This is a genomic window from Thalassospira sp. ER-Se-21-Dark, from assembly GCF_017922435.1.
Taxonomy (GTDB): domain Bacteria; phylum Pseudomonadota; class Alphaproteobacteria; order Rhodospirillales; family Thalassospiraceae; genus Thalassospira.
In genome coordinates, this window is record NZ_VDEZ01000004.1 from 41,751 (window position 1) to 56,601 (window position 14,851).

The 14,851-nt window shown below is 55.5% G+C and carries 17 protein-coding genes; 6 read left to right on the top strand and 11 right to left on the bottom strand.

The window, feature by feature from the left end; genetic code table 11:
• The first annotated feature begins 15 nt into the window (after positions 1–15).
• Positions 16–1,950 (top strand): asparagine synthase (glutamine-hydrolyzing), encoded by a 1,935-nt coding sequence (asnB, locus tag FHI25_RS15535; RefSeq protein ID WP_210519309.1) that lies wholly within the window; start codon positions 16–18, stop codon positions 1,948–1,950.
• 278 nt (positions 1,951–2,228) lie between these two features.
• Complete coding sequence (glpD, locus tag FHI25_RS15540) at positions 2,229–3,773, top strand: glycerol-3-phosphate dehydrogenase (protein WP_210519311.1); 1,545 nt, start codon at positions 2,229–2,231, stop codon at positions 3,771–3,773.
• Between the two features lies 1 nt (position 3,774).
• Here the strand turns inward: glpD and FHI25_RS15545 are convergent, their stop codons facing one another.
• Positions 3,775–4,065: a TfoX/Sxy family DNA transformation protein gene (locus tag FHI25_RS15545; RefSeq protein WP_210519313.1), complete on the bottom strand. Its 291-nt coding sequence runs from the start codon at positions 4,063–4,065 to the stop codon at positions 3,775–3,777.
• 123 nt (positions 4,066–4,188) lie between these two features.
• Between FHI25_RS15545 and FHI25_RS15550 the strand changes: the two genes are divergently transcribed.
• Positions 4,189–5,928, top strand: coding sequence for a Na/Pi cotransporter family protein (locus tag FHI25_RS15550; protein ID WP_349238030.1), 1,740 nt, complete (start codon positions 4,189–4,191; stop codon positions 5,926–5,928).
• Between the two features lie 12 nt (positions 5,929–5,940).
• On the opposite strand, the gene FHI25_RS15555 is transcribed toward FHI25_RS15550, so the two are convergent.
• A complete protein-coding gene (locus tag FHI25_RS15555; RefSeq protein WP_210519317.1) occupies positions 5,941–6,393 on the bottom strand; it encodes a GNAT family acetyltransferase in 453 nt (150 codons plus the stop codon).
• A gap of 212 nt (positions 6,394–6,605) precedes the next feature.
• The gene (locus FHI25_RS15560; protein WP_210519319.1) at positions 6,606–7,256 is read right to left on the bottom strand and encodes a hypothetical protein; all 651 of its coding nucleotides are present in this window, start codon (positions 7,254–7,256) and stop codon (positions 6,606–6,608) included.
• 210 nt (positions 7,257–7,466) lie between these two features.
• Here FHI25_RS15560 and FHI25_RS15565 point away from each other — a divergent pair, with 210 nt between their 5' ends.
• The 3 genes from FHI25_RS15565 to FHI25_RS15575 all read left to right on the top strand — a co-directional run bounded on the left by FHI25_RS15565 (position 7,467) and on the right by FHI25_RS15575 (position 11,270).
• The gene (locus FHI25_RS15565) at positions 7,467–8,192 is read left to right on the top strand and encodes a response regulator (RefSeq protein ID WP_210519321.1); all 726 of its coding nucleotides are present in this window, start codon (positions 7,467–7,469) and stop codon (positions 8,190–8,192) included.
• The gene (locus FHI25_RS15570) at positions 8,189–9,739 is read left to right on the top strand and encodes an ATP-binding protein (RefSeq protein ID WP_210519323.1); all 1,551 of its coding nucleotides are present in this window, start codon (positions 8,189–8,191) and stop codon (positions 9,737–9,739) included. Before FHI25_RS15565 ends, FHI25_RS15570 begins: the two co-directional genes overlap by 4 nt.
• A 226-nt stretch (positions 9,740–9,965) precedes the next feature.
• Positions 9,966–11,270, top strand: coding sequence for an adenylate/guanylate cyclase domain-containing protein (locus FHI25_RS15575; RefSeq protein WP_210519325.1), 1,305 nt, complete (start codon positions 9,966–9,968; stop codon positions 11,268–11,270).
• A 7-nt stretch (positions 11,271–11,277) separates the two neighbouring features.
• Here the strand turns inward: FHI25_RS15575 and FHI25_RS15580 are convergent, their stop codons facing one another.
• The 8 genes from FHI25_RS15580 to FHI25_RS15615 all read right to left on the bottom strand — a co-directional run bounded on the left by FHI25_RS15580 (position 11,278) and on the right by FHI25_RS15615 (position 14,704).
• On the bottom strand, positions 11,278–11,742 hold the full coding sequence (locus FHI25_RS15580) for a hypothetical protein (protein ID WP_210519328.1): 465 nt from the start codon (positions 11,740–11,742) through the stop codon (positions 11,278–11,280).
• A 59-nt stretch (positions 11,743–11,801) separates the two neighbouring features.
• Positions 11,802–12,389 carry a hypothetical protein gene (locus FHI25_RS15585; RefSeq protein ID WP_210519331.1) on the bottom strand — a complete coding sequence of 196 codons (588 nt, stop codon included), beginning with the start codon at positions 12,387–12,389 and terminating at the stop codon, positions 11,802–11,804.
• Between the two features lie 85 nt (positions 12,390–12,474).
• A complete protein-coding gene (locus FHI25_RS15590; protein ID WP_210519333.1) occupies positions 12,475–12,735 on the bottom strand; it encodes a RebB family R body protein in 261 nt (86 codons plus the stop codon).
• Between the two features lie 58 nt (positions 12,736–12,793).
• Entirely contained in the window at positions 12,794–13,117 is a 324-nt protein-coding gene (locus tag FHI25_RS15595; protein WP_210519335.1) for a RebB family R body protein, read from the bottom strand.
• An 86-nt stretch (positions 13,118–13,203) separates the two neighbouring features.
• Positions 13,204–13,428, bottom strand: coding sequence for a RebB family R body protein (locus tag FHI25_RS15600; protein WP_008890482.1), 225 nt, complete (start codon positions 13,426–13,428; stop codon positions 13,204–13,206).
• A gap of 223 nt (positions 13,429–13,651) precedes the next feature.
• Positions 13,652–13,930 carry a RebB family R body protein gene (locus FHI25_RS15605; protein ID WP_210519337.1) on the bottom strand — a complete coding sequence of 93 codons (279 nt, stop codon included), beginning with the start codon at positions 13,928–13,930 and terminating at the stop codon, positions 13,652–13,654.
• 14 nt (positions 13,931–13,944) lie between these two features.
• Entirely contained in the window at positions 13,945–14,241 is a 297-nt protein-coding gene (locus tag FHI25_RS15610; RefSeq protein WP_210519339.1) for a RebB family R body protein, read from the bottom strand.
• A gap of 127 nt (positions 14,242–14,368) precedes the next feature.
• On the bottom strand, positions 14,369–14,704 hold the full coding sequence (locus FHI25_RS15615) for a RebB family R body protein (RefSeq protein ID WP_008890486.1): 336 nt from the start codon (positions 14,702–14,704) through the stop codon (positions 14,369–14,371).
• Positions 14,705–14,851: the final 147 nt, after the last annotated feature.

Genomic DNA, 14,851 nt, shown 5'->3' on the forward strand with positions numbered 1-14,851 from the left:
TTACAGGATATTTTCATGTGTGGAATTGCCGGTTTATGGCTGTCTGATCAAGCTGATGCAACGGGCTTGGGCGATCGTGTGTCGCGCATGAATGATGCGCTGTATCACCGTGGTCCCGATGGCGGTGATGTCTGGCTTGATGAGCAAGAAGGTATTGCCCTCGGGCAGCGCCGCCTGGCCATCATTGATCTTTCCGATGCCGGCAAACAGCCGATGCATTCCGCCAATGGCCGCTATGTCATGGTTTACAATGGCGAGATCTATAACGCCCCGGAACTGCGTGAAAAGCTGGCAGGCGCCAATATTTCATGGCGCGGCCATTCCGATACCGAAGTCATCCTTGAATGCATTGCCCATTGGGGGCTGCGCGACACCATCAAGCGCCTGATTGGCATGTTTGCCATTGCGCTTTGGGACCGGCAGAAAAAGAAGCTTTTCCTTGTGCGTGACCGGCTCGGCATCAAGCCGCTTTACTGGTCGCGCTATGACGGCCATATCGGTTTTGCCTCCGAGGTCAAAGGATTGCTGGCAGGCGACGCCATCTCGCGTGAGGTCAATCAGGCCGGCCTTGATGCCTATTTGCGCTTTGGCTATATGCCTTCCGGGCTTTCGATCTATGCCCATGCCAAGATGCTGAAACCCGGCCACATCCTTGAAATTTCCTCGCATGATCAGGCGACCGAAACGGCCTATTGGTCGGTCGAGGATGCGGTCCTGACTGGGCAGACACATGCCTGGAGCGGGGATGATCAAAGCGCGATTGACGCGCTAGAGGATCTGCTGCGTGATGCAGTCCAGCGCCGCATGGTGGCGGACGTGCCATTGGGCGCGTTCCTGTCGGGCGGGATTGATTCCTCGACCGTCGTTGCCCTGATGCAGTCGGTGTCAGATCGACCGGTCAAAACATTTTCCGTCGGTTTCGAGGACGAGGCCTTTAACGAGGCTGCCTTTGCCGGTGAGGTCGCCAAGCATCTCAAGACCGATCATACCGAGCTTTATGTCACGCCCAAGGATGCGCTTGATCTGGTGCCGAAACTCTCGGAAACCTATGACGAGCCGTTCTTTGACAGTTCCGCCATTCCGACCTATCTGATCTCCGCCCTGACGCGCAAGCATGTCACCGTGGCCCTGTCGGGTGACGGCGGGGATGAAACCTTTGGCGGGTATAACCGCTATTTGTGGGCCAAGCAGCTCAGCCGTGCCGCGGGCAGCATTCCATTTGGCAGCGGGCTTGTATCGCGCGGTCTCACCATGCTGTCGCCCGAACAGTGGGACAAGCTTGTCGGGTTGATGCCGGGCAAGAAATCGACCAGTGCGATTGGCGATAAAATCCACAAGGCGGCTCCGCTTTTGGCGATCCGTGATGATATTGATCGCTATCAGGCGCTGATTTCCCTGTTTGATCCGGCAAAGCTGCGCGGTAATCGCGGGTCGGCCAAGAAATTCCGTGTGCCCGGGGAAATGTTCTCTCGTAACCGACATCTTGATTATGTGTCCTCGATGCAGGCGATGGATACGATGATGTATATGGTCGATGATGTTCTGACCAAGGTGGACCGCGCATCGATGGCCAATTCGCTTGAAGTGCGCGTGCCGTTCATTGATCACCGGGTGATCGAGTTTGGCTGGCGTTTGCCGGCACGGCTTAAGATGAATGGATCGGTGGGGAAATATGCCCTGCGTCAGATCCTGTATAAATATGTGCCGCGCGAAATGATTGACCGGCCCAAGACCGGCTTTGGTGTGCCGTTGGCGCAATGGCTGCGGGGGCCGCTCAATGAATGGATGGGTGATCATCTGGCAAATGAGGCGCTTTATACCGATTTCGGGCTGGATCGTCGCCAGATCGAAAAACTGCGTTCGGAGCATATGTCGGGCAAGCGCAATTGGGGCCATCAGCTGTGGACCATTTCGATGTTGTCTGACTGGCAGAAACGCTGGCTGGCCTGATTTAGTCTTACATCTTGGCCTTACATCTTGGCCTTACATCTTGCGTGTTGCGCATTCTTTGAGCCCCGTCTGAACCTCAGGCGGGGTTTTTCATTTTCGTTCACGAATGAACGTTTTCTTTCCTGTGGTTGATTCGGGTTTATCAGGCATAACTGAAGTGTCTGCGTGCAAGAGGCGCATGGCTGTGTCGAATAAATGTCACAATTCGAAACTTGAAAATTTTCGAAAATGAACTATTTTTCTCTCAAAGCATTTTCCTTTGGCGATGAGAGGCCCCCATGGCTGGCACTTCAAACTATGATCTGATCATTATCGGCGGCGGCATTAACGGTGCCGGGATTGCGCGCGATGCAGCGGGCCGGGGTCTTAAGGTGTTGCTGTGTGAAAAGGATGATCTCGCCAGTGCGACCTCGTCGGCCAGCACCAAGCTGATCCATGGCGGGTTGCGCTATCTGGAGCATTACGAGTTCCGTCTGGTGCGCGAAGCACTGACCGAACGCGAAGTGTTGCTGGATAATGCGCCGCATATTATCTGGCCGCTGCGCTTTGTGCTGCCGCACCGCAAGGATCTGCGTCCGGCCTGGATGATCCGTCTTGGTTTGTTCCTGTATGATCATCTTGGCGGACGTAAAAAGCTTCCGGCGTCCGAGGGCATTTCATTTGCCAAGCATGTCACGGGCGAGCCTTTACGTGATGATATGACCAAGGGCTTTGTCTATTCTGATTGCTGGGTCGATGATGCGCGGCTTGTGGTCCTCAATGCGATGGACGCAAAGGACATGGGGGCAGAGATTTTGACCCGCACCGAATGTGTCGGAGCAAGCCGGTCAAATGATGGTTGGAACGTGACGCTGCGCGATCAGGAAACCGGCGAAAACCGTTCGGTGTCAGGCCGCATGTTGATCAATGCCGCCGGGCCGTGGTGTGCCGATCTGATCAATCCGGAAAACGGCGTGGTTAAATCCGACACCAAGGCCAACATCCGTCTGGTCAAGGGCAGCCACATCGTCGTGCCCAAGATGTTCGATCATGATTTCTGCTATATCTTCCAGAATGGCGATGGCCGCATTGTCTTTGCCATTCCCTATCAGGATGACTTTACCCTGATCGGCACCACGGATGTTGACTTCAAGGGCGATCCGGCCAGGGTCAAGATTGATCAGGACGAGATCGATTACCTGTGCAAACTTGCCAGCGGCTATTTCAAAAAGTCCGTCACGTCTGAGGATGTCGTTTGGACCTATTCCGGGGTGCGGCCGCTTTATGCCGGTGAAGGCGCGGAAGCAAACGCCTCCAAAGTGTCGCGCGATTACACCCTGAAACTGGAAGCAAACGGCCACAAGGCCCCGGCACTGCATGTGTTCGGTGGCAAAATCACCACCTATCGCAAGCTTGCCGAACACGCGCTTCAGATCATCTCAAACGAACTCGGCACCAAGGATACCCCCTGGACGGCCAATGCCGTGCTGCCGGGTGGGGATTTCCCCAATGCATCCTATGAGGCGGCCTTTGCCGATTATGCCGCACGCTATGACTGGATGGATGCGGTGATGCTCAAACGTCTGCTGCGCGCCTATGGCACGCGGATCGAACAGATTGTTGGTGATGCAAAAACTGTCGGTGATCTTGGCAAATGTTATGGTCATGACCTCTATGAGGCCGAAGTCCGCTATTTGATCGAAAACGAATGGGTGCGTGATCTAGATGACCTGATCTGGCGGCGCTCAAAACTTGGTCTGCGGTTGTCTGGCGATCAGGTCGCGGTCCTGCGCGAACGTCTGGCACAGGAAAAGCCAGATCATAAATCGGTTGCCGCCGAATAAATCAACGATTGCCCGTGAACTGTCGGGCCTGATCGCCGGATAGTTCGCGGCGCAAGGTGTCAAGCAGGGCCTTGAGTTCCTGCTTGCGTGCAGGTGTGATGTCACGCCAATCATGGCCGTGGATCGCCCCTTCAAGAGCATAGAGATAGTTCAGGCTGATTTTCTTTTCGCTGCCAAAGCGAAACAGAAGTCGGCGCGTGGTTTCCTCCACGCCCAACGCGCGCAATTGATCACGGGTTTTAATCCCGATTTCGCTCAGTTCACGCGATGATTTAGGCCCGATATTGCGCATGCTACTGCTTCCTTTCAGTCCCCAAACTGCGCTATGGTCGGTTTGTTTTCAACCGATTACCTCGACCGGTGCCCAATGCCGACATTCCTGAAATCCATATTTGCAAGCGCGGTCTTGCTCCTTGTGACCCACTCGGCGGCATGGGCGGCGGACGACGTGCCATCGCTTGATACCTGGTCGATGGCCATCGGTCTGGTTGGCGGGTTGGCCCTGTTTTTATACGGGATGGATCATCTTGCAGGCGCGCTTAAAACCCTTGCCGGGGCAAGGTTGCGCCGCGTTTTGTCTGGCATGACGCGCAATCGCATTTGGGCCGCAGTTTCGGGCGCGGTCATTACCGGGTTGGTTCAATCCTCAAGTGTTACGACCGTGCTGGTGGTCGGTTTTGTGTCGGCTGGACTGATGCCGTTTGCGCAATCGATTGCCGTGATCATGGGGGCCAATGTCGGCAGTACCCTGACCGCGCAAATCATCGCCTTTCGGATTGATGCCATCGCCCCGCTTGTCATCGCGATTGGCTTTGCCATGACGATGCTGGCCGATCGCAAGCGGTTTACGCTGATCGGCAAGGCCGTGCTTGGCATGGGGATGCTGTTCTTTGGCATGGGCATGATGAGTGACGCCATGGAACCGCTTCGAACCTATGGCCCGTTCATCGATGTGATGGGCCAGATGCGCAACCCGTTCCTCGCCATGCTGGTCGCGGCGGCGTTCACTGCGCTGGTGCAATCCAGTGCCGCGACCATGGGGATTGTCATTGTTCTGGCCGGGCAGGGGCTGGTGCCTCTTGATAGCGGGATCGCGCTTATTTTCGGGGCCAATATTGGTACCTGCGTTACCGCCCTTCTGGTGACGATTGGCAAGAACCGCGATGCGTTTCGAACCGCCCTTGGTCATATCCTGTTTAACCTGGTCGGGGTTTTGATCTGGCTGCCCTTTATTGATCATCTGGTGAGGCTTGTGGAGTTCATTACCACCGGACGCACTGCCGAAACCGTCGACATCGCACGCGAAATTGCCAACGCGCACACCATTTTCAATGTTGCCAATGTCATCCTGATGATCGGCTTTGTCCCCTTGATCGCACGCCTGATTGAAAAGCTGGTCCCGGCCGAAATCGATACCGAACCGCGCCTCAGCCCGGAGCCGAAATACGTCATCCACGAACTGACCATAGCCCCGGCAGCAGCCCTTAGTTTGTTGCGTAATGAAGTCATGCATATGGGCGATGTGGTGATTGATGTCGTGCGCCGGGGGCGTGAAAACCTGCGCAACCCGACACGACCAAAGCTTGAAAAGCTTGGCGAACTGGATGACGGGGTCGATAGCCTGCAAGACGCAATTGCGCTGTTTGCGGCAAAACTGCCGCGCGCGGAACTGCTGCCCGGCGACGTCAACCGTATGCAGAACGAGCTTGCGGTCAGCAACCATCTTGAAGCCGTTGGTGATCTGATCAGCGAGGAAATGGTCAAGCTGGTCGGCGAATGGCTTGATATTCGCCACATGCCATCAGACGAAAACCGCCAGAAAATGGCAGAGCTTTACGAGATCGCCGAAGATTGCCTGAAACAGGCGATGACCGCCTTTTCCGCCGAGGATATGGAAGCCGCCAATCGTGTGCTTAATCGCAAGGCAGAGTTCACCACCAAACTTGATACGACGCTGCGCAAGGTCAGTGATGAAATCGGCCCGCGTGATCTTGATATTCGCCGTTACCGGATTGAGGTCGCGATGGTCGAACGCATCAACCGCCTGTATGAGCGCGCACGCCGGATTGCCCATGCGACAATCGCGATTAAAAATCAGCAGGAACCAGCGCCAACGGAACAAAACGCGGCATCGACCATCGCCGATGCCATGTAATGTTCTGGTGCCTTAACGGTCGGCAGGCGGGGTATTGATGTCCTTTTGCATCACCGTGACGTCGCAGGCGCGATAGCCAAGATGGCGATAGAAATCCTGTGTCGCATGGTTATCCGCGCGCACCATCAATTGCATCCGCCAGACACCCTGATCGCGCAGCCAGTTTTCCCCGACCTCCATCAGACGACGACCCAGTCCTGATTTCTGCAAGGTTGGCGTAACCGCCATATAATAGATCCAGCCACGGTGCCCGTCATGCCCGGCCATGATCGAACCGATAATGTTATCACTGTTATCTTCCCAGACGAAAAGGGTCGCTTCCTTGCTTTCAATGGCGAACCGGACATCCCATTCCGGTGGATTATACGGGCGATAAAGCCCGGTTTCCTGCCAAAGGGCTGTTAATGCGGGGATATCATCAAGGGTCGCGGTTCTGGAGGCGGGTTTTGGGGCGGTGGTCGTCATGGTGCTTCTTTCATGGGGCGCGTTACAGAAGCGCGTAACAATGCTTGGATTACGCAAAGCCGTCAAACCCAATTGCATGACAAGCCAATGAAGTTAAACGCCAAAACGCAAAACGCCCCCAAGGGGAGCCTTGGGGACGCAGGCGGGTCCGGGGTATCGGTTGGGATTGGGGAAGTCCCCGGACCGGGGAAGGCCAGGTTTTGACCGACCGATCAGCTGATCGGGCGACCGGTCACGCTGCTCAGTTCCATTTCGCGGACAATGTCGCCCGCCTGATTGGTGACGGTGGCGCTATAAGTGCCACGCGGGGTTTCGGTAATGTCACCCAGTTTAAGCTCGCCATTGCCAAACCGGATCACCATCGCATTGGCCAGAAGCGTCATCTGATCAGCGGTGAATTTGCGATCAAAACGTGCGGCCTTGTCTTTGTTCGGTTTGCCGATCAGTTTGCGCAGGTCATGGCGGGTGCCGCGATCCATGCGGCCGGTTTTTTCATCAAATTTCAAAACCTCGACCACATCACCACTGGCATTAAGCAAGACAACATCAATCTTGCCAGCCTGTTCGGATGCCTTGGCATCACCGGTCTTGAGGTTGGAGTCACCCATTTTCAAAAGCATCGCATCAACCAGCGTGCGGGCTTCATCGGTGGTCAATGGCACGGCGCGTGCGCGGCCTTCGCCATGGAACATTCCGCCTTTGCCGTGTTTGCCATGTTCGCGGTATTCACCGTGTTCACCGCGCATATATTCGCCTTTATGGTCGCGTTCGCCAGGCGATGCATAAGCCGCTGCAAACGGGGTTGCGATCATGGTGGTGGCAATCAGGGCCGCGGCAAGTTTAAGGGTGGTTTTGCGTTTCATCGGGGACCTCATCATGTTTGTGGGGGATCAATGTGTTGAAGCCCGTTATCGCCTATGATTGTCGCGAAATGATCCCGGCGAACGGGCAAAATGGTCGCAAGCTTTGCCAAAAGGCCGTTTTGCGACAATCTGATACAAATTGCCGTTTCTGCCGGAACTGCCGACGCGTTAGGTTAGGCTTCACAGACGATTTTGATTTCAGGACCGCATATGAGCGACCAGCCCCACATTCTTGTTGTCGATGATCATCGTGATATCCGTGACCTTCTGGGGCGGTATCTGCGCCAGCATGAATATCGCGTGACGCTGGCATCAGACGGGCGCGAGTTGCGCAAACTGATGGCCGATAACATCGCACCCGACCTGATTGTGCTTGATCTGATGATGCCCGGTGAAGACGGGCTGAGTTTGTGTCGCTGGCTGCGCGAAAACTATGATGTGCCAGTCGTGATGCTGACCGCCCTTGGCGAGGAAACCGATCGTATCATCGGTCTTGAAATGGGCGCGGATGATTATCTGGCCAAGCCGTTTAATCCGCGCGAACTTCTGGCCCGGATCAAGGCCGTGATGCGGCGTGCGCAAAGTCTTCCGGTCGGGCGCAAGGGACCGCTTCCGGGCGGGCAGGTGCATTTTGACCGTTGGGTGCTGGATCGTACCCGCCATGAATTGCGCGATGCCAATGATGTGGTTGTACCGCTCAGTGCCGGGGAATATGGCCTGCTTTGTGCCTTTGTCGAACATCCCAACATGGTGCTTAACCGTGATCAGTTGCTTGACCTGACCCGTGGGCGCGAAGCGGTGCCGTTTGATCGCAGCATCGATAATCAGGTCAGCCGCCTGCGCAAAAAGATCGAACTTGACGCCAGGAACCCGACCCTGATCAAAACCGTCTGGGGCGGGGGATACATGTTCACCTGCGAGGTGACCGAGAAATGACCAAGCGCCGTCTGATCAAACGCCTTTGGCCGCAAAGTCTGACCGCGCAGCTTGTCTGTTTGCTGTTGGGTGCGATCATCCTGACCCACATCGTTCTTGGTGTCATGCTGGCCGAAGAACGCCGGGATGCGGTGGCGTCTGAGCGGCGTGGCTATGCCCTTTCAAGGGTGGCGGCAATTTCACGCATTCTGACAACAACGCCGCGTGATAACTGGGCCGATGTGTTGCGCGTGGCGCAATCACCACAAAACCGCCTGCGGCTGGTGCCGGAAAGTGATGTGGTTTCCGGTGACGGATTTACCTCGGACACGCTGACCCAGCGTTTGAACGAGGCACTGGACCTTGAAACCGGGGTTCCGGCGCGGGTTGAAATCCTGTCTGAGGATGAATGCTGGACGGAACGTAAAACACTCCGGCGTGAAAAGGATGCGTTTCTGGAACGTGACCGCATGGAACGATCCGGCCACGACGATGACCATCATGATCGCGATGATGACCGTGATGATGATCGCCGCGCACCCTGGTCGTTGCGCTATCTGGACCGGTTTGATTGCGATACCTCGCCGGTGATGCGCCTTGTTGTGCCGATCAGGATCCTTGGTCCGAACGGGGAGCCAACCGGCACAGAACCCGATGTCTGGCTGGAAGCCATGATTGGCGGCGTCGTCTCGCCACCGTGGTTTGTGTTCGACAACCTTTTGCGTGTTCTGGCATCCGGGCTTGTCATTGCCGTGATCGCCTTTTTCCTGGCGCGCCGGATATCGCGGTCCTGGGATGTGTTGACCCGTGCGGCGGATCGCGTCGGGCGGGGGGATTATCCCGAACCGGTGCCTGAAACCGGCCCGATTGAAATCAGACGCGCCACAAGGGCCTTTAACCGGATGACCGCGCGCCTCAAACGCTTTGTCGAGGATCGCACAAGGATGCTGGCCGCCATTTCGCATGATCTGCGCACACCGATCACGTCGCTGCGTTTGCGCGCCGAATTTGTCGATGATCCGGAAAACCGTGCGCGTATCATCGAAACCCTTGATGAAATGGAACAGATGGTCGAAGCGGCGATGACCTTTGCCCGCGAAGAAACCGCGAATGAGGAAACCCGCAAAATCGATCTGACCGCCCTTGTTGAATCCGCGGTCGAGGATCTGGCAGAAACCGGACGACCAATCAGATATATTGGCGAGGTAGATACCCGGGTTTATCCGTGCCGGCCGCTTTCGATCAAACGCGCCTTTGGCAATCTGGTGTCCAATGCCCTTAACTTCGGCGATACGGTCGAGGTTGCGGTGCGCGATGCCGATGACGGCGGCCTGTGGATCGAAATTGCCGATGATGGGCCTGGGATACCGGTCGAACAACGCGAACAGGTGTTTGAGCCGTTCTTCAGGATTGAAGCGTCACGCAATCGTGATACCGGCGGTATTGGTCTTGGGATGGCAATCGCGCGAACCGCCGTCCGGGCGCATGGCGGTGAAATATATCTTGAAGACTCCCGGAAAGGCGGGCTTTTGGCGCGTATTTACCTGCCACCGGCACAGCCGCAATAACGTTGAATTCAGTCGTTTTGAGACTGCGTAATTCCGGTGCCGGAAAAGTGCGACAGTTTTTTGACAGATAGCCCTTGCGTTTTAAGTGACCAATAGTCATTTGTTTGCCGGAAAATAACTGTTTCCAAATCAATAATTGCTAAATTGCATTGCTGTTCTATTTAGGGTCTGGATTTGAACCAACGGCAGTGCGACAATCAAGCAGACGAACGGACGGAGCGTGCCCATGACCAACAACCAGTCTTCATCCGGCGTGGTAACCCCGCTTCCCGGAACCAACAACGCGCAGGCCGCGCGTGGCTTTGTGCGCTCTGTTAACGACTGGCTGATGGAATGTGCGCTTGATGATACCGACATCAGCGACCTTCTATCTGGCATGGCCAGCCGTCTGGTCGCATCGGGAATCCCGATTGATCGCGTCATGGTCGCGTTCAAGACCCTGCATCCGCTGTATGAAGGTGTCTCGTATATCTGGACCAAGGAAAACGGCCAGGTTGTACGCACCACCCATATGGGCGATGACAACAAGGACCGCGACTGGGCTGAAAGCCCGATGAAATGGATGCTTGATAGCGATGTCAGCTTCATGCGCCGTCATCTTATTGGTCCGAGTGCGGTTGTCGATTTCCCGATCCTTGAAACTTTCCGCCGCCAACGGGGCACGGACTATTACGCCCTGATGACCCCGTTCGTGACCGACAGCGACAGTACGCTCAATAGCAACCGCATCTTCATGACCTATCTGACGCGGCGTCCCAGCGGTTTCTCGGACGAGGATCTGGCGATCCTGTCTGGTATTCAGCGCCGCTTTGCCGTGTCGTGCAAAATGCGCATCAACCACGAAGAAACCCGCACCATTCTGGAAACCTATCTTGGCACCGATGCCGGGCAACGTGTCCGCAATGGTCAGATCAAACTGGGCGACAGCACCAAAACCCGTGCAGTGATCTGGTTTTCGGATATGCGCAACTCGACCTCGGTTGCGACCCATGTCGGTGATGATGCGTTTCTTGGTGAAATGAATGATTTCTTCGGCGCAACAGCCGGTGCCGTGCTCAAGCACGGTGGGCAGGTTTTGCGCTATATCGGGGATGCGACCTTGGCAATCTTCCCGATTGGCGACGATGAAAACAATCTTGAACAGGCATGTGTGTCTGCCGTCTATGCCGCTGCCGAAGCACAGCTCAATATCGATGCACTTAATGCCAAACGCGAAGAAGAAGGCAAGCCATCCTTTGATTATGGCCTTGGCATGCATGTTGGCGATGTCATTTACGGCAATGTCGGCGTGTCGGAACGTGTTGATTTTACCGTGGTCGGCCAGGCGGCAAACGAAGCAGCCCGCATCGAACAGCTTACCAAGCAACTTGGTCGGCGTGTTCTGGTCAGTTCGACCGTTGCCCGGTTCATTTCCTGCCCGACAGAGGAAATGGGCGCGTTTGAGCTTCAGGGGACGGGCGTCAGTCTCAAACTGTTTGCCCCGGACTTCGCCGAGGCCTGCCACCGTATCGAACTGATGCGTGCGGGATAGGACTTCGTTACTTTCTCACCAATGCAGCAATCAAATAGAAGCAGCCAGTAAGTAATCTTATCCAAAAGCTGAGGCTTATGGCGGTTGAAAATACCGGAATGAATGCAAGGAAGAAGCAAACCGCAGTAGGCAGCTCTTGCTGGTAAAGGGCTGCGAATGAGCCGAAAGCCAAGACCGGACCAAAGAATACTCCAGTAACGTAGGCGAAAAATCGCTTAATGGGGTTTGGTGTCATCGCGATCTTGAGGTGAAACTCTCCCCGCAGAATATCAGGGATAAATGGGATCAGCGCGTAAAGGTTCAACGCAAATATGCCGACATAGATTGCCCAAATGGCATCGGGAGAAAGATGCAAGTCAATAAAGGTGCTGGCGGCTTCGTTTTGGAATACGTCAATAAACGCGAGCAGCACGACTGCCAATAGTGGCGCAAGAACGACTTTTTGAGCTCTCTTACTGTAGGTGTTCCACATCCCAAGACTGTAGTTCGCGAAGACAATGCGCGCAATTGAATTTCGGTTCCTATTGATAGTCACGCGAGACTATCAAAATCCTTCACCACCGAACTGGCTGACGTGCCGACCTTGGAAAAGGTTGTCTGGGCGTCGCCGACTGCCTTGGTTGCTGCCTCGATGATTTTCGAATAAGGATCGACTTCCTTTGTGGCCAGCATCTGTTGCATGGCGACACCGGTGGTGGCGGATGCCATCGACATGATATTGCGCAGATAATCCGTGGAATCCTGCACCGCATAGGCGGCGGCCTGGGCAACCTTTTGATAGGCCACACCATTGGCGCCGGGGATCGCACCGTTCAGAACCGCATGGTTGGTCGTGCCGACAGCCTGCACGATCTGCGGGTTCAATGCCGTGCTGAGCGGCGGTGTGCCCGGCGGATTGTCCGGGGTTGCGGGATCAGACGGTGATGCCGGTTTGTTTGCATCATCCTTGTCATCGGCCTTTTTATCGCCGTTCGCAGCGCCACCGTCCTTCGCGTCTGCTGCGTTTTTGTCGCCGTCACCGTCCTTGTCTGCGGGGGACGCGGCTTTGTCCGGCTCATTGCCCTGATCTTTGTTTTCAGCTTTCGGATCTTCGTTCTGTTTTGCGTCGTCGTCTGCCATCGAAAACCTCATATGCAACGGGTCAAAAGACCGGTTTGATTATCTCTGTCGGGACGGGTCAGGAGCCATAAAATCTGCGGGCGCGCTATTCGCCGCTTTTGCCGCCGCCCATGCCACCGCCAGTACTTTCCAGGATCATACGGCAGGCGCTTGATGTGACGGCGTTGCCGATCTGCTGCAGGCCCCCTTGGGTCTGCATGGCGTTTTGCATCGACAGACTGATGGAATGTGCCATCGTCTGATACACAAGCCCCATGGCCTGTGCCGGTGCTTCGCCCAGAACCTTGACGTTGTTCTGGGTCACCGCATCGGTGATTTGTGAGTTTACAGGGGTGTTGTCTGCCATTTCACGCCCTCATGTTTTGACCGTATTTGGTCCGGGCAGGACCAGACGGATCATGTGCCTAGCGGCGGGTTGCTGCCAAAATTACGAGTAGTGTCAAAAGCGCGTCGCTGTTGTCGGACTGGCCGAGTTTGGCTGTTGCTTGCGCACCCGCCATGGTGTTGACGGAATAAAGCTGCATCACGCCCTGATTGGTGGCGGCTTGCGAACACATCGATGCCTGTTGCTGTGCCTGAACAGCGTTCTGGAACAGGATCGATGTTGAATGGGCCGCACTTTGGTAAATCGCACCCATCGCATTCGCAGGCGCGGAACCAAGAACACTGACCGCACTCTGGGTCACAGAGTCTGTAATCTGACCATTCACCGGGGTTGGAATTGCCATGTTATCCTCCGAAAAAGCGATCGGTCTGACCGCACATCTCTAGACGTCGCACGGACGTGATTGTGATCAATTAGAGTTTGTTGTGCCTAGCCCGCCTGGGCGGTGATCAGGGCAACAAGCTTTGACGTTGCTGTATTGGCAACCTGTTGCATGTTGCCTTGTGTCAGGGTTGCGTTTTCCATGGCGAGGCCGGTGGCATGTGAATGCGACTGCATGGCCATGGAAACTGCCTGTGCCGGGCTTTCACCCAGAATTTTGACGTTGGTCTGGGTGACAGCATCGGTAACTTGCGGGTTTACGATATCACTCATGTTACGTCCTTTGTCTGTTCGCCCTGGGTGCTGGCGGCGTAGTCAAACTTTTCCGTGTAGTCCGATCCATCCCCCATAAACATTGGGTCTGGCTGGCCGAGCCACGAACTGGTTTCGGTGTTATCTTGACCTTCACCTTTCGGGTCCCCGGATCCTTGTGAATCTGGGTCCTCAAAGGACACGGTATCCGCCCCCCCTGTCGCATCGAGGCCGTAGCAAGATGCTATTTCCCCTTCGTCCCAGCCTGCTGTGCCGTAAAAAAATTTGGCTTGTTGTCCTGAACCGACAGGGTGGCTTTTGCGCATTCCATGGTGGTTGCAAGGCTGGCAACCGCCTGTTGCTGCTGTTCATTGACCATGTTGGCAAACAGGATTCCCTGCGCCTGGGCCTGCGACAGATAGGTCTGCATCGCGCCCATCGCCGGGCCATTGGCAATGACCGATGTGTTGGTCTGGGTGACGCTGTCTGTAATTTGTTCGTCGACTTCTTTCGGATTGCTCATCGGGGTGATCCTTACTAACTACGACGTTTCATCATTTGCAGAATGCTCTGGGTCATGGTCGTCATGCCGATCATGGCATTTTGCTTTTGGGCCGAAACCATGTTCGCCATCAGGATGTTCTGCGATTGCGCCTGACCCATCATGGATTGCAACGCGGCGTAGCCCGGACCGGCCCCCATCGTGGCAACATTGGTTTGGGCAACGCTGTCAGTGATCTGATCTGAAACCGAGCACTGATGATCATCTTCATGGTGACTGGCGGGGTGGTGCTGGGATTTCTTGCCGTCTTGCTCAGGTGGTGCCGATGGCATGTCCGTCTCCTTGGCTGGCGGAAGTGGTGCGTATCGTGATGACGTGCGGCTCTGGCATTTGTGAAAGAAAAGCCCGGCAAGCGCATGCATGCCGGGCGGTGTTTGGCGGCGAAACCATTCTTTGATGTTAAGACACGGCCGTACCGGTCGTGGCCTTAAGAGCCGACAACAGCGAAAGCATATTGTCGGGAACGTCGCTTGCGGCGAGTTTCGAGGTCGCAACGGCCCCCGCCATGGTGTTGACAGAGTAGACCTGGATGACGCCCTGATTGGTGGCCGCCTGAGAGGAAATGCCCACCTGATGCTGGCTGCTGACAGCGTTCTCATAGAGAATGCCATGAGAATGCGCCAGCGACTGGTAAAGCGAGCCCATGGCCATTGCCGGCGCATCACCCATGACCTCGACATTGGCTTGGGTGACGGCGTCGGTAATCATACCATTGACCGGAGTGTTATCAGCCATTGTGTATCTCCTGGTTACCTAAAGAAGTGCCGGATGGAACGTAAGGCCCCGAACCGACCCTTTCCGCATGTCCTGCGGTCAGACAGATGACGGGGGACTTGGTGTCTTGTGACGATGGGCTGGCAAAAACTTGGATTGCTTGCAGAA

What these genes read in the sequence shown, in the direction of transcription:
- asnB (WP_210519309.1), top strand. Translation starts at nt 16, where the DNA reads ATGTGTGGAATTGCCGGTTTATGGCTGTCTGATCAAGCTGATGCAACG.
- glpD (WP_210519311.1), top strand. Translation starts at nt 2,229, where the DNA reads ATGGCTGGCACTTCAAACTATGATCTGATCATTATCGGCGGCGGCATT.
- FHI25_RS15545 (WP_210519313.1), bottom strand. Translation starts at nt 4,065, where the DNA reads ATGCGCAATATCGGGCCTAAATCATCGCGTGAACTGAGCGAAATCGGG.
- FHI25_RS15555 (WP_210519317.1), bottom strand. Translation starts at nt 6,393, where the DNA reads ATGACGACCACCGCCCCAAAACCCGCCTCCAGAACCGCGACCCTTGAT.
- FHI25_RS15560 (WP_210519319.1), bottom strand. Translation starts at nt 7,256, where the DNA reads ATGAAACGCAAAACCACCCTTAAACTTGCCGCGGCCCTGATTGCCACC.
- FHI25_RS15565 (WP_210519321.1), top strand. Translation starts at nt 7,467, where the DNA reads ATGAGCGACCAGCCCCACATTCTTGTTGTCGATGATCATCGTGATATC.
- FHI25_RS15570 (WP_210519323.1), top strand. Translation starts at nt 8,189, where the DNA reads ATGACCAAGCGCCGTCTGATCAAACGCCTTTGGCCGCAAAGTCTGACC.
- FHI25_RS15575 (WP_210519325.1), top strand. Translation starts at nt 9,966, where the DNA reads ATGACCAACAACCAGTCTTCATCCGGCGTGGTAACCCCGCTTCCCGGA.
- FHI25_RS15580 (WP_210519328.1), bottom strand. Translation starts at nt 11,742, where the DNA reads ATGTGGAACACCTACAGTAAGAGAGCTCAAAAAGTCGTTCTTGCGCCA.
- FHI25_RS15585 (WP_210519331.1), bottom strand. Translation starts at nt 12,389, where the DNA reads ATGGCAGACGACGACGCAAAACAGAACGAAGATCCGAAAGCTGAAAAC.
- FHI25_RS15590 (WP_210519333.1), bottom strand. Translation starts at nt 12,735, where the DNA reads ATGGCAGACAACACCCCTGTAAACTCACAAATCACCGATGCGGTGACC.
- FHI25_RS15595 (WP_210519335.1), bottom strand. Translation starts at nt 13,117, where the DNA reads ATGGCAATTCCAACCCCGGTGAATGGTCAGATTACAGACTCTGTGACC.
- FHI25_RS15600 (WP_008890482.1), bottom strand. Translation starts at nt 13,428, where the DNA reads ATGAGTGATATCGTAAACCCGCAAGTTACCGATGCTGTCACCCAGACC.
- FHI25_RS15605 (WP_210519337.1), bottom strand. Translation starts at nt 13,930, where the DNA reads ATGAGCAATCCGAAAGAAGTCGACGAACAAATTACAGACAGCGTCACC.
- FHI25_RS15610 (WP_210519339.1), bottom strand. Translation starts at nt 14,241, where the DNA reads ATGCCATCGGCACCACCTGAGCAAGACGGCAAGAAATCCCAGCACCAC.
- FHI25_RS15615 (WP_008890486.1), bottom strand. Translation starts at nt 14,704, where the DNA reads ATGGCTGATAACACTCCGGTCAATGGTATGATTACCGACGCCGTCACC.